Genomic DNA, 13,620 nt, shown 5'->3' with positions numbered 1-13,620 from the left:
TTTGAGCGTCATCAATTCGGGCGCGCGTGAACCAACCCAGCGGCGGCGTCGATCCCTCGTCCGGAGGTTGACGGCGCCGCGCGCACCCACCACAGTGCGGCCATGGCCCCCACGCGAGCAAACCGCACGGCGCTGGAGCAGCTCCGGCGCGACGAGCGCGCCGCCGTGCTGCGGCGCCGGCGCGCGGCCGGCCTGGGCAACGCGCGGGCGCGGCAGGCGCCCACGGTGGGGCTGGCGCTGTCGGGCGGCGGGGTGCGCAGCGCCACCTTTGGCCTGGGGCTGATCCGGGGCCTGGCGGCGCAGGACCTGCTGCGCCGCATCGACTACCTGTCCACCGTCTCCGGCGGCGGCTACGTCGGCGCGATGCTGGGGCGCCTGGTCTGCGGCGTCGGCCTGACCGAGGCCCAGCGCCTGCTGGCGGCCGGCGGCTCGCCGGTGCTGGACTGGCTGCGCCGCAACGGCCGCTACCTCACGCCAGCGGGCTCGCGCGACCTGGGCATCCTGGCCGTCAGCTTCCTGCGCGCCTTCCTGGCGGTGCACGTCGAGGCCCTGTTCACCCTCATCCCGCTGGCGCTGCTGGTGACCCTGCCGCACCTGCTGCAGGACAGCCTGGGCCCGCTCGACGCCACGCGCTGGCAGGGCTGGGCATCGCCCTGGTTCGCGCTGGCCCTGCTGTGGTCGGCCGCGCTGCTGCCCGCCCTGCTGGTCGCCTACTGGGCAGCGCCGGAGACGGCGCGCACGCCCGCGGCCGGCCGGCGCGTCTACCTCGGCGACGCCGGCCTGCTGGTGGCCTTGATCGGCGTGGCGCTGCTCGGCACGCAGCGCCCGGGCACCGGGGCGCTGGTGCTGGCCTGGCGCCAAGCCGAGCTGGCCGCGCCGCTGCTGGTGCTGGCGCTGTGGTCGGCCGCCGCCGGCCACGCCTACGCGATGCTGCGGCTGGCCCTGGCGCGCGAGCCGCGCGCCCTCGCCGTGGCGCGGCTGCGCAACCGCCTCACCTACGGCCTGCGCGGCGCGCTGCTGTGCGCGGCGGCGCTGGCCGGCATGGGCGCGCTGGATGGTGCCAGCTGGCAGTTGCTGCTGGCGCTGTCGGCGACCCCGGACCCGGCCTGGGTCTGGGGCGGCGTGGGCCTGGGCGGCGCGCTGGTGGTGGCGCTGCGCGCGCTGGCCCTGCCGCTGCAGCAACTGGCGGCGCGGGCGATGGAGCGCACCGCGCGCGCCGTCGTCGGCCCGCTGCTGCTCGGCCTGGCCGGCCATCTGGCGGCGCTGGTGCTGGCGCTGGCCTGGCTGGTGGCCACGCAGTGGTGGGTGTTCGCCGAGGCGCCGCTGCCGGCGCTGCGCGCCTTTCCGGCCTGGATGCGCTGGGGCATGCTGGGGCTGGCCGCGCTGGTGTGGTGGCTGACCACGTCGCGGCTGGCGCAGGCCGCCAACGCCTCGTCGCTGGCGGGCTTCTACCAGGCGCGGCTGGTGCGCGCCTACCTCTCGGTGGGCAATCCGCGCCGGGGGCTGTGGACGCCGTTCACCCCGGCCGACGCGCGCTTGCGCAGCGTCACCGAGGTGGCCGGCGGCGACGACGTGCCGCTGGCCGCGCACCGGCCCGAGATGCGCGGCGGGCCGCTGCACCTGATCAATACCTGCCTGAACCAGACCCGCGACGACGCCTCGGGCCTGTTCAACGCCGACCGCAAAGGCCAGTTGGTGGTGGCCTCGGCGCGCGCGCTGGAAGTGGGGCCGCACGACGTGGTGCGCTGGCCCGCTGATGCCGCCGGCACGGCGGACGGCGACACGCCCGGCAGCCTGGGCCGCTGGGTGGCGATCTCCGGCGCCGCGGCGGCGCCCGGTGCCGGCGCCTACACCACGCGCGGCTGGGCGCTGGTGATGTTCATGCTGGGCATCCGGCTCGGCCACTGGATCGAGTCGCCCCTGCCCGAGCGGCCGCTGGCGGCCGCCGCCGCCTGGCTGTGGCGCCGCGCGCCCAAGCCCATGATGCTGTGGAGCGAGGCCGGCGCCACCTTCTTCGGCGCCGCGCGCCCGTGGTGGTACCTGTCGGACGGCGGCCATTTCGACAACACCGGGGTCTATGCGCTGATCAAGCGCGAGTGCGACTTCATCATCCTGTCGGACGCCGGCGCAGACGGTGACTACCAGTTCGCCGACATCGAGAACCTGGTGCGCAAGGCCCGCATCGACCTGGACGCCGAGATCGAGTTCTACCCGCGGCAGGAAGCCGACCGCCTGTTCAGCCTGGCCGGCAGCGGCATCTGCGTGCTCTCGCCCGAGGACCTGGCGGACAACGCCGCGCGCCGGGGCGTGCTGCTGGCGCGCATCCGCTACCGCCGCAGCGGCGGCGGCCAGAACGAGCGCGACGGCACGCTGCTGATCGTCAAGCCCAGCGTGCACGCGGCGCTGGACCTGGACCTGCTGGCCTACGCGCAGCGGCGCCCCGGGTTTCCGCACGAGTCCACGGGCGACCAGTTCTTCGACGAGGCGCAATGGGAAAGCTACCAGCGCCTGGGCGAGGACGTCGGCCTGGCGCTGTACGACCGCTGGCTGGCCCAGCTGCCCGGCTGGGACCGGCCGCAGACGCAGAAGCTGGCCAGCCCCGCGCGCCTGCGCCGGCCCGCCGCCGCGCCGCCCGCGCAGGCCGAGGCGGTCGGGCCGCGCTGGCGCCGCGGCGCCCGGGCGGCGGCCATCGGCACGTCGGTGGGCGTCGGCGTCACCGGCACCCTGCTGCTGTCGCTGTGGCAGGTGCAGGACCAGTTCAAGCGCGACGAGGAGCGCAGGCAGACCGAGGTGCGCGAACTGCTGGCCGACGCCGCGCGCGAGATGGGAGCCCTGGGCGCCACCGCCTGCGCCCCGGTCGGCGCGCAGATGCTGGCGCACGTCGAGCAATTGCGCGCGCTGGACGGCAGCGGCGCCGTGACGCCCGCCGAGCAGAACACGGTCACGCGGCTGCTGGGCCGCGCCCGCGCGCACTGCGGCGCAACCACCGACGCCGGCGCGGCCTGCGCGCCCGCCCTCCAAGCGCAGCGGGATGAGCTGTGCGCGCTGGCCCTCAAGCCCCGCGGCGACAGCGGCGCGCTCAGCTACTGGCACCCCGCGCCCCGGCCACCGGACAGCCTGAGCGGCTGGGCGCAGGCCTGGGCGCTGCTGCGCGGCGCGGCGCCGCCCGCCGGCATCGCCGCGGCCCCGCCCGCCTCGGAGCCCGCGCCGGCCGGGATGACCGCCGCGCCTGCGCCTTCGCCAGCGGCGACACCGGCGGCGCCGGCGCCCACCACGCAGGTCGAGTCGCTCGACGCCGCGCAGGCCGCCGCGCTGAAAGCCGCCTGCCCGCCCGGCACCCGGCTGTACCTCCAGATCTACGACGAGTCCGCGCGCCCGCGCGCCGAGGCGCTGCGCCAGCGCCTGAACGGCGCCGGCCAGGGTGTGCTGGCCGTGACACCGATCGAGAACGTCACGCGCACCGCCGCCGTGCGGCAGGCCCGCCGCCCGGTCCCCTGGCAGCAGCCCACCTTCGTCGTGCACGACTCCGCCGTGCAGCCCTGCGCCCACGCCCTGGCCGACGCGGTGCGGCCCCACTGGCCGCAGGCGGACGGCACCGGCGTCTGGGTCACCAGTCTGCCCGACCGCCTGAAGGGCCAGCCGCGCACGATGGAGCTGTGGCTGCCGACGCCGCCGCAGGACCAGCCGGCCGCGCGCTGAGCGCCGATTTCAAGAAAAATCAGGCCGCAGCCCGCGCCCAATATTCGCTTGTAGCTATCGATAAAGAAGCAAAACAGGGGCAACGCCAGCAGCACCGCCTGGCGGTCATTCGTGCAGGCAAAAGTATTTCCTGCCGGCCAGGGCCAGCACTTGCTTCTCGATCGAGTACCGGGGACGGCGCGGGTCGGCCACGCCGTGGAAGGTGTCCGCCCAGGTGGAAACTTGGAATGCCACCTTGCCGTCGGGCAGCGTCTTCAAGGCATCGACCCGGGCTGCATCCGCCTCGGCCCCGCACTCGATGTACCGGTCCGGGTTCCCCGGCGGCGCAGGGGCCTCGTCGGCCGCGAAGGCCTGCATGGCGATGGCGGCGCCCAGCGCCGCGATGAGTAATTGCTTCATGGAAACCTCTTGCTGAGAACAGGCTTTCATGATGCGCGGCGCGGCCTTGGCGCCGCCATGTGAAGAAGGTCATGCCTGCCGAAGGTCATATGACTTTCGGCACCTACCGCGCGTCCCCCTGCGTCCCTAGCATCGCGCCGGACAAAACCCAGGAGGATCCATTGACACCAACCACCACCCTGCGCGGCCTGGCCGCGCTGCTGAGCCTGGGCGCCGCTTTCAGTGCGCAGGCCGCCAATCGCCAGTACCCCGGCCCCGCCGCGCCATGCAATACCACGCTGCAGGCCTGCATCGACGGCGCCGACAGCGGCGACACGATCATCCTGGTCACCGATAGCCATATCGCCGAGGACGTGACCATTCGCAAGAACCTCACCCTGACGCCTGGCCAAGCCCAGCCCAGCGTGCGCACGATCACCGCGCTGGCCACCACGGCCGACCTGGACGTCGTGGTGATCGGCCTGACTTCACGGGGTGGCGCCAGCCGCGCGCGGGGGTTTTTGGCGCCGGGGGGCGGCAACCTGAAGCTGACGGTCACTGGCAGCGAACTGATCGGGGTCGGCTCCAACTCCGCCCCTGAGCTGACCGCGTCCAACGCCGCCGGTGCCTATGGCCGGGCGCAGGGGGTGTTCGAGGGCAACACCCTCCACCAGTCCGGCGCGAACGGCTATTGCGCGCCGGCCATCGCCGTGTATGCGTTCCAGCCCGGCATGTCGGCCACCGTGCAAGGCAATGATGTGAACGCCTACGACCTGGAGGCGTGCGCCGCCATCAGCTTCTACGGCAGCGCCCCGTCCACGCCCGGCACCTTGGCGCTGGACGCGCAGGTGCGCAAGAACATCGTCCAGGGCCGCGGCTTCGACGAGGGCATCCTCGTGCGCGCATATATCGGTGCGACGCGCGCCGCGGTCATCAACAACCTGGTGGCCGGGCAAGGCTCCGAGACGGGCCTGCGCGTTCTGGCCGATGGCAGCAACGCCACCGTCGAGGCACGGCTGTTGAACAACACCGTGGCGGGCCACCAGTACGGGCTGCGTGCCGGGGCGCGCACCGACCTGGGCTCCAGCGTTGCCGGCGTGCTGGCCAACAACCTGTTCGCCAGCAATTCCAGCGCCGGGATCAGCTTTGAGGGCAACCTGCCCGGCTTCACCGACCACCACAACCTGGTCTTCGGCAGCCCCGCGCCCCAGCCCGGCGACCGTCCCTACGGCCCCGGCACACGCCGAGGCAACCCGTCGTTCGCCGATGCGGCGGGTGGCGACTTCCGCCTGCGCGCCGACTCCGACGCCATCGACCACGGCGACGACGGCGTGGTGGACAGCCCCGATGGGCGCGACCTGGACGGCCAGCCGCGCCGCGTGCGCACGGTGGACATCGGCGCCTACGAGTTCCAGGGCACGCCCATGCCACCCGCCGGCAGCGGCATCGCGCCGGTGCCGGCGCTGGGCGCGGGGGCGCTGGCGTGGGCAGTGGCTCTGCTGGCGCTGACGAGATGGACACGGCTGAGGCGCCGGCGCTGACCCCGGCGGGAAGAGACGCATGGGCCGGATAGCTATTAATTAAATAGCTTATGGCTCAATACCCACGCTGGATACAGTCCATTTTCATTCAGAAACGGCCGCCAGCGGCTAGAAGCCGGCGCCCGGCTGCGCCAGGTAGGCCGCTTCGTCGGGCGTGTCCGCGCGGCCCAGGATGGCGTTGCGGTGCGGAAAGCGGCCGAAGCGCCGGATCACGTCCTGGTGCCGGCGCGCGTAGTCCAGGTTGGCGGCGAACAGCGGCGCCGGCTGCGCGCCGGGGCTGGTCGCCAACGCCTCGAACAGGGCCACGCTGCGCGCCTGCATCTCGCCGTCCTCGCAGTGCTCCAGGGGCAGGTAGCAAAAAGGCCGCGCCATCGGCGGCACGGCCTGGTCGTGGCCCCGCGCGATGCCCTCCAGCGCCAGGGCCAGCGCCTGCGCGTCGCCGCCGAAGCTCTCGGGCCGGCCGCGGAAGGCGTTGCGCGTGAACTGGTCCAGCAGCACGGTCAGCGCCAGGCGCCCCTCGGCCTGCTCCGCCCAGGCGTCGAGCCGGCCGGCGCGCGCGGCGGCGATGGCGGGGCCGAAGCGCTCGCGCAGGCGCGCGTCGAAGGCCTCGTCCTTGCGGAACCACTGGCCTTGCACGCGCACCATGGCAGCGGCATCCAGGGGGTAGGCGCCGAACCAGAAGGTCAGCACATCGGCGGGCGTGGTGTCGGGGTCGAGGGTGTCCATGGCTCCAGCATAGTGGCCCGCACCTATGATCCAGGCGCGAAACCCGCAACGACAACCAAGGAGACTCGAATGAAGCGACCGTTTGCAGCCCGCGCGGTGCTGTCCGCCCTGCTCGGCGTGGGATTGGCGGCCGGCGCCGCGGCCCAGCCCGCCCCGCCTCCCAGCGCGCAGGATTCCGACCCGGCCAGGCTGGGCTGGATGGTCGGTTCGCCGCCACCGCCGGACAAGATCATCCGCCGCGACGACGGCTCCTCCTACCGATTTCCCCAGCTGCGCTGGACCTTCTCCAACGTCCGCCAGTTGTCCCCGACCACCAACGTGTCGCGCGGCCTGCTGCCGTCGTCGCCCCTGCCGCGCGCCGAACGCAATGACCTGGACGCCGTGGGTTTCGTCCCCATCGGCAGGACCGATCCCATGACCTGGGGCCAGGCGTTCGACGCCAACTACACCGACGGCGTGATCGTGCTGCACAAGGGCCGCGTGGTGTACGAGCGCTACGCGGGCGTCTTCAAGCCCACCGGGCAGCACATCGCGCAATCGGTCACCAAGTCGTTCTTCGGCACCCTGGCCGCCGCGCTGGTGGCCGAGGGCAAGATCGACGAAAACGCCAAGGTGGCGCAGTACGTGCCTGAGTTGAAGGACAGCGGCTTTGGCGACGCCACCGTGCGCAACGTGATGGACATGCGCATGGGACTGAAGTTCAGCGAGGCTTACGCCGATCCCAAGGCCGAGATCTGGTCCTATGCGCGCGCCGGCAACATCCTGCCCCGGCCGCCGGGCTACGAGGGCCCCCGGTCCTTCTACGAATACCTGCGGACGGTGCAGAAGACCGGCGAGCACGGCGGCGCCTTCAGCTACCAGACGATCAACTCCGACGTGCTGGGCTGGATCGTCCGCCGCGTCACGGGGCAGTCGGTGGGCGAGGTGCTGTCCGAGCGCATCTGGAGCCGCATGGGCATGGAGCAGGACGCCTATTTCTCGGTGGACAGCGTGGGCACCGAGTTCGCCGGCGGCGGCCTGAACACCGGCCTGAGAGACCTGGCGCGCTTCGGCGAGATGAGAGCACGGCGCCTTCGCCGCCATGGGCATCCATGGCCAGGTCATCTACGTCGATCCGAAGGCCGAGATGGTGATCGCGCGCTATGCGTCCCACCCGATCGCGGGCAACGCGGGCATCGACCCGACCTCGCTGCCGGCCTACCACGCGCTGGGCCAACACCTGCTGGCCCACCCGCAATAGGCGTCACCCGCTCTTGCGCTGGGAGCGGCGCGCGGCTAGGCTGGGGCCCGAGGAGACGACGACACCCATGACCACGCCCGCCCCCACCCCCGTCGAACGACTGCGCACCCTGGCCCTGGTCGGCCCCGCCGCCGCCGGCAAGACCACGCTGGCCGAGGCCCTGCTGGCCGCCAGCGGCGCCATCGGCGCGGCCGGCAGCGTGGAGCGCGGCAGCACCGTGAGCGACCACGACCCGCTGGAGATCAAGGCCCAGCACTCGCTGCAGTCGGCGGTGATGCACACCGCGCACGCCGGCTGCCGCATTCACCTGATCGACACGCCCGGCGCGCTGGACTTCATCGGCCAGAGCCTGGCGGCGCTGGAGGCGGTGGAAACAGCCGCCATCGTCATCAGCGCCGCCGCCGGCATCGAGCCGATGGCGCGGCGCATGATGGCCTACGCGGCCGAGCGGCAGCTCGACCGCCTGATCATCGTCAACAAGATCGACGCGCCCGATACCGACCTGCCCGCGCTGCTGGCCGACATCCAGGCCGCCTTCGGCAAGGAATGCCTGCCGCTCAACCTGCCCGACGCCGGCGGCACCAAGGTGGTGGACTGCTTCTTCAACCGCGAGGGCCACAGCGACTTCGGCGCCGTCGCCGACGCGCACCGCGCGCTGGTGGAGCAGGTGGTGGAGGTGGACGGCGCCTTCGTCGAGCGCTACCTGAACGACGGCGACGTCGACGCCGGCGAGCTGCACGCGCCGCTGGAGCAGGCCCTGCGCGAGGGGCACCTGATCCCCGTGTGCTTCGTCTCCGCGCGCGGCGGCGCCGGCGTGGCCGAGCTGCTGGACATCATCGCCAAGCTGCTGCCCAACCCCGCGGAAGGCAATCCGCCCGACTTCCTGAAGGGCGAAGGCGAGGCCGCGCAACTGATCCATGCCCGGCCTGACCCGGCCGCGCACGTGCTGGCGCACGTATTCAAGGTCAGCGTCGATCCCTACGTCGGCAAGCTGGCTTTCGTGCGCGTGCACCAGGGCACCCTGGCGCCGGGCATGCAGCTCTACGTCGGCGACGGGCGCAAGCCCTTCAAGCTGGGGCACCTGTACCTGCAGCAGGGCAAGAACCACGTGGAAGTGGCGAGCGCCGGGCCGGGCGAGCTGTGCGCCATCGGCAAGATCGACGAGCTGCACTTCGACGCCGTGCTGCACGACGCGGCCGAGGACGACCACATCCACCTGAAGCCCCTGCCCTTCCCGGTGCCGGTGCATGGCGTGGCCATCGCGCCGAGGCGGCGTGGTGACGAGCAGCGCATGTGGGAGATCCTGGCCAAGCTGGTGGCCGAGGACCCCTGCCTGCGCATCGAGCGCGCGCCCGGCACCCACGAGACCATCGTTCAGGGCCTGGGCGAGCTGCACCTGCGCGCGCTGCTGGAGCGCCTGCGCGAGGTGCACAAGTTCGACGTGGACACGCGCCCGCCGCGCATCGCCTACCGCGAGACGGTGACGCAAAACGCCGCCGCGCAGTACCGCCACAAGAAGCAGAGCGGCGGCGCCGGCCAGTTCGGCGAGGTCCACCTGCGCGTGGAGCCGCTGCCGCGCGGCGCGGGCTTCGAGTTCGTCGACCAGGTCAAGGGCGGCACCATTCCGGGCCAGTTCATGCCGGCGGTGGAGAAAGGCGTGCGCGAAGCCCTGGCCGAGGGCGTGATCGCCGGCTACCCGGTGCAGGACGTGCGCGTGATCGTGCACGACGGCAAGCACCATGCCGTGGACAGCAAGGAAGTCGCCTTCGTCACGGCGGGCAAGAAGGCGTTCCAGGCCGCCATCCGCGACGCCGGGCCTGTGGTGCTGGAGCCGATCGCGCAGGTACACATCAGCGCGCCCGAGACCGCCATGGGCGCCATCACGGGCGACCTGTCGGCGCGGCGCGGCCTGGTCAGCGGCACCGACAGCGGCCAGCCGGGGCAGCTCACCGTCAGCGGGCAGGTGCCGCTGGCCGAGCTGGCGGACTACCAGAGCCGCCTGAACGCGATGACGGCCGGCCAGGGCAGCTACGCCCTGGCGCTGTCGCACTACGAAGTGGCGCCGCCGCAGGTGCAGCAGCAACTGGTGGGCACGCATCGCGCGTCGGACGACGACTGAGAAGCTGTGAACGACCCGCCGGCCCTCCTCCAAAGGGAGGATATGACCAATTTCACCCCCAGAAGGCCTTGCTCTCCAGGCGGCGCGGCGCCTATCCTCTGGAGCATGATCGATTGCCCTTGCCAGCCCGACACCGCAATCCGGGCGCCCACCATCCTGATCGCCGACGACCATGACCTGGTGCGCGACGGCGTCAAGCTGATGGTGGCGGCGATGTGGCCCGGCGCCCGCCTGCTGGAGGCAGCCGATGCCGGTGCGCTGCGCCAGCAGGCGCGCCATCTGGCGCAGCCGGCGCTGGCCCTGGTGGACCTGAACATGCCCGGCATGGACAAGGGTGCTGGCCTGGCGCTGCTGGCGCGCGAGTGCCCGCAACTGCGCATGGTGGTGGTGTCGGCGTTGACCTCGCCCGACGTCATCCGCCGCGCGCTCGACCTGCCCAGCGTGTATGCGTTCGTACCCAAGAGCGCAGGCGCATTGCGCATGCAGCAGGCCATCGATGCGGCGCTGGAAGGCCGGCGGCTGCCTTATCAGCCGCCGGCGGCGGCCGTGCCGCTGCCGGCGGCCGGCCTCACGCCGCGCATGGAGGAAGTGCGCGCGCTGTTGCGCCAGGGCCTGTCCAACAAGCAGATCGCGCGGCAGTTGGACCTGTCGGAGGGCACGGTGAAGAACTACCTGTCCGAGATCTTCCGCGTGCTCCAGGTTTCCAACCGCACCCAGGCAGCGCAATACGACCCCGAGCTGGCGTGAGCCGGTTGCCGCTGCCCATGCAGGTGAAGGCCGTCGGCACCACCCAGCCGGTGTCGCTGGTGCTGCTGAGCCGCCTGTGCGAACTGCTGGGCGCGATGCTGTTCCTGCCCGCGCTGCCCTGGTGGAAGCCGACGCTGTGGTTCGTGCTGGTGGCCAGCGCCGGCACCTGGGGTTTCCTGCGCGTGCGCCGGCCGGACTTCAAGACCCTGTCCCTGCGCCAGCGCCGCGGCATCTACCGCCGCTACCTCTGGCAGTCGTCGGTGGCGGTGGGCAGCGCCTGTTGGCTCCTGTACGTTCCCGGCAACCACAGCCTCCACTCCTTGCTGGGCGTGTACCTGGTGGCGACCGCGGGCATAGTGGCGATGTGGGGCGTGCGGGACATCGAGCGCACCGCGCTGGCCGTGACCCTGATCCTGGGCCCGACGGTGCTGCGGTTCATGGTCGATGGCGTGATGGAGCGGCGGCCCATGGTGTTCTTCCTGGGCGCGTGCGGCGTGGTGATGGCCGCCATGATCATCTACACCGCCGCCGTGCATGCGCAGCGCATCGGCCGCGAATCGGTGCGCCGCCGCCAGGCCGAGCGCGCCTCCGACGCCATGGCCGACCTGAGCGTGGCCAAGTCGCGCTTCTTCGCCGCGGTGAGCCATGACCTGCGCCAGCCGGTGCACGCCATCGGCCTGTACCTGGAGCCGCTGGCGCGCGCGCTCGGCCCGCGCCCCGACGCCGAGGCGCTGCGCGCGCTCGGCGGCATCCGCCAGTCGTGGCGCGCGCTCGACGACCTGTTGTCGCAGGTGCTGGACCTGACCCAGGCCGATGCCGGCTCGATGCAAGCCCGGATCGCCGTGGTGGACCTGCCCCCGCTGATCCGCGGCGTGGTGCAGCAGCACGGCCCCATGGCCGAGGAAGCCGGCGTGCGCGTCGTCGCACTGATGCGCGAGGGCGCCGGCCGGTACGTGCATGCGGACGAGATCATGCTGCGGCGCGTGCTGTCCAACCTGCTGGACAACGCCATCAAGTTCTCGACCGCCGGGCGCTGCGTGGCCATCGCGGTGCGGCCGGGCGCGCAAGCATGCCGCGTACAGGTGCGCGACGCCGGGCCGGGCATCGCCGCGGACCAGCAGGAGAGCGTGTTCCACGAGTTCGTGCAGATCGACAACCAGGCACGCAATCGCCAGCACGGCTACGGTCTCGGCCTGGCCATCTCGCGCCGCTTCGCCGAGCTGATGCTGGGCAGCCTGGCGCTGCGCTCGGAACCCGGCCGGGGCACCTGCTTCACGCTGACGCTTCCGTGCGCGGATGCGCCGCCGACGCTAACCCCCGACGAGTCCGAGCAGGAGTCGCCCGAGGCAGCGCAGACCGAGCCGGGGCAACTCGATGCTCCGCCCCTGCCGGCGCGCGACATCCTGCTGGTGGAGGACGACGCCCTGGTGGCCGACGCCATGCGCCAGTTGCTGGGCCTCTGGGGGCAGAACGTGCGCCACGTGGAAACGGTGGCCGATGCCTGGCGTCTGCGCGGCTTCGGGCAGTTGGCCATCTGCGACGTGCGCCTGCCCGACGGCGGCAACGGATTCGATCTCGCCCTGCGGCTGCGCGCGCTGGGCAAGCCCGTGTTCCTGCTTAGCGGCGAAACCGACCCGGAGCTGAGGGCGCGCGCCGCCGCCGCCGGCCTGCCCCTGCTCACCAAGCCGCTGTCGGCCACGCGCATGCTGGCACTGCTGCGCACGCTCTGATTCACCGTCTTCCGAGACATCCCAGAAACGGCAATTGAACGCGCCCGCCAGTGCCGTGATCGGCGTGGCGGGCCAGGGTAAGCGCACGTCACAGGGCATGCGGTTTTCCTGAAGGTGGCAAGCGGTCGACTGCCATTTCCAGGGTCGAGCGGGACCGCAGGTGACGATCTTCACCTGTGCGCCGAGCGGCGTGATTTCTACAGTCCTGACATCGCCCCGCGCATCGCGGCGCGAGCCCACCTCAGGAGAACCTGCCATGTCCCCCACCGATTCCTGTGCCGTGATCACCCCACCCCAGGGCCTTGCCTACCCCGCGCCCCACGCGCTTCCCAAGGCGGGGCGATTCGTCGAAACCCCCGCCGTGAAATGGCTGCGCCAGACATTCGCCGTCCTCCACGCCACGTCGCCCGCCGCCGCCGCGCACCTGTCCTATGTGCTGCTGACACGCCCGCCCCGCGTGGCCGAACGCCCCTGGCAGGCGTGTCTGCGCGAACGCGCCGAAAGGGCCACCCTGCCCTTCGGGCGTGGCCACCTCGCGTTGTACAGCTGGGGCAGCGGCCCCACGGTACTGCTAGTCCACGGCTGGGGCGCGCGCGGCACGCACCTGGGCAAGATGGTGCAGCCGCTGGTGGATGCCGGCTACCGCGTGGTCGCCTTCGACGCCCCTGGGCATGGGCACTCCAGCGGACGCTCGGCCACGCTGCCAGAGTTCGCCGGCGCCGTCGCCGCTGTCGCCGCGCATGTCGGTGAGATCCATACCCTCGTCGCCCACTCCTTCGGCGTGTCCATGGCGCTGTGGGCGCAGCTCGACTGGGGCCTGCAGGCGCGGCGCCAGGTGCTGTTCAGCTCGCTCGACCATTGCAAGTGGGTAACGGAGGAGTTCGCCCGCCTGATGCGGCTGCCGCAGTCGGTGCTGGCGCGCGGGCGGCAGTTGATGGTGGAGCGCAGCAAGAGTCCCATGGACTGGGAGCGTCTGGCGGTAGGGGAGATGCTGGCGCAGACCTCCCAGCCCACGCTGCTGGTGCACGACGCCGAGGACCCCGAAGTACCGATCGAGCACATGTTCAACCTGATGGCCGCCTGCCCCCAGCGTCCGCTGGAGGTGCACGTCACCGAAGGGCTGGGGCACCACCGCCTGCTGGGCCACCGGGAGGTGATGGACCGCTTGGTGGCTTTCATCGGCGCCCCGCAGGCGGCATGAAGCCCCCCGCTTTCAAGGAGAACATCATGCCCTTCGAGAACCTCATGCCCATCGACATCGCGCCCCCCTTCTGGATCTGGCTGTCCATCGTGCTGCTTCTGGCTGGCCTGTGCGGGGTGGCATGGCTGTTCGGCCTTGTCCGGCGGCTGGCCCGCCGCCTGCCCGACCGCAACGAGGACATGGTGCTGAACGAGCAGCCGCTGCGCTGAAAGCGGTCGCATCCTCGCTGCAGCGCCGCG

Annotated in this window: 9 protein-coding genes and 1 pseudogene; 8 read left to right on the top strand and 2 right to left on the bottom strand. The window is 72.1% G+C overall.

Going from position 1 to position 13,620, the window contains the following annotated elements; translation table 11 throughout:
* The first annotated feature begins 102 nt into the window (after nt 1–102).
* Nucleotides 103–3,699 (top strand): hypothetical protein, encoded by a 3,597-nt coding sequence (locus IPG65_RS13610; protein ID WP_293190758.1) that lies wholly within the window; start codon nt 103–105, stop codon nt 3,697–3,699.
* A 105-nt stretch (nt 3,700–3,804) separates the two neighbouring features.
* On the opposite strand, the gene IPG65_RS13605 is transcribed toward IPG65_RS13610, so the two are convergent.
* Nucleotides 3,805–4,098: a hypothetical protein gene (locus tag IPG65_RS13605; protein WP_293190756.1), complete on the bottom strand. Its 294-nt coding sequence runs from the start codon at nt 4,096–4,098 to the stop codon at nt 3,805–3,807.
* 161 nt (nt 4,099–4,259) lie between these two features.
* Here IPG65_RS13605 and IPG65_RS13600 point away from each other — a divergent pair, with 161 nt between their 5' ends.
* Complete coding sequence (locus tag IPG65_RS13600) at nt 4,260–5,618, top strand: choice-of-anchor Q domain-containing protein (protein WP_293190754.1); 1,359 nt, start codon at nt 4,260–4,262, stop codon at nt 5,616–5,618.
* Nucleotides 5,619–5,726: 108 nt separating this feature from the next.
* Here the strand turns inward: IPG65_RS13600 and IPG65_RS13595 are convergent, their stop codons facing one another.
* Nucleotides 5,727–6,344 carry a DUF924 family protein gene (locus tag IPG65_RS13595; RefSeq protein ID WP_293190751.1) on the bottom strand — a complete coding sequence of 206 codons (618 nt, stop codon included), beginning with the start codon at nt 6,342–6,344 and terminating at the stop codon, nt 5,727–5,729.
* Nucleotides 6,345–6,542: 198 nt separating this feature from the next.
* On the opposite strand from IPG65_RS13595, the pseudogene IPG65_RS13590 reads away from it, so the two are divergent.
* From IPG65_RS13590 to IPG65_RS13565, 6 genes and pseudogenes are all read left to right on the top strand, one after another.
* Nucleotides 6,543–7,584: pseudogene (locus IPG65_RS13590) on the top strand (serine hydrolase).
* A 67-nt stretch (nt 7,585–7,651) separates the two neighbouring features.
* Nucleotides 7,652–9,703 carry an elongation factor G gene (fusA, locus tag IPG65_RS13585; RefSeq protein ID WP_293190749.1) on the top strand — a complete coding sequence of 684 codons (2,052 nt, stop codon included), beginning with the start codon at nt 7,652–7,654 and terminating at the stop codon, nt 9,701–9,703.
* A 105-nt stretch (nt 9,704–9,808) separates the two neighbouring features.
* Complete coding sequence (locus tag IPG65_RS13580; protein ID WP_293190748.1) at nt 9,809–10,450, top strand: response regulator transcription factor; 642 nt, start codon at nt 9,809–9,811, stop codon at nt 10,448–10,450.
* Entirely contained in the window at nt 10,447–12,180 is a 1,734-nt protein-coding gene (locus IPG65_RS13575; RefSeq protein WP_293190746.1) for a hybrid sensor histidine kinase/response regulator, read from the top strand. Before IPG65_RS13580 ends, IPG65_RS13575 begins: the two co-directional genes overlap by 4 nt.
* A gap of 256 nt (nt 12,181–12,436) precedes the next feature.
* The gene (locus tag IPG65_RS13570; protein ID WP_293190744.1) at nt 12,437–13,381 is read left to right on the top strand and encodes an alpha/beta hydrolase; all 945 of its coding nucleotides are present in this window, start codon (nt 12,437–12,439) and stop codon (nt 13,379–13,381) included.
* Nucleotides 13,378–13,590, top strand: coding sequence for a hypothetical protein (locus IPG65_RS13565; RefSeq protein ID WP_293190742.1), 213 nt, complete (start codon nt 13,378–13,380; stop codon nt 13,588–13,590). The genes IPG65_RS13570 and IPG65_RS13565 overlap by 4 nt, the downstream gene beginning before the upstream one ends.
* Nucleotides 13,591–13,620 lie beyond the last annotated feature (30 nt).

This window comes from Ottowia sp. (genome assembly GCF_016703145.1).
Classification (GTDB): domain Bacteria; phylum Pseudomonadota; class Gammaproteobacteria; order Burkholderiales; family Burkholderiaceae_C; genus Ottowia.
This window is presented reverse-complemented; position numbering and strand designations above follow the sequence as displayed.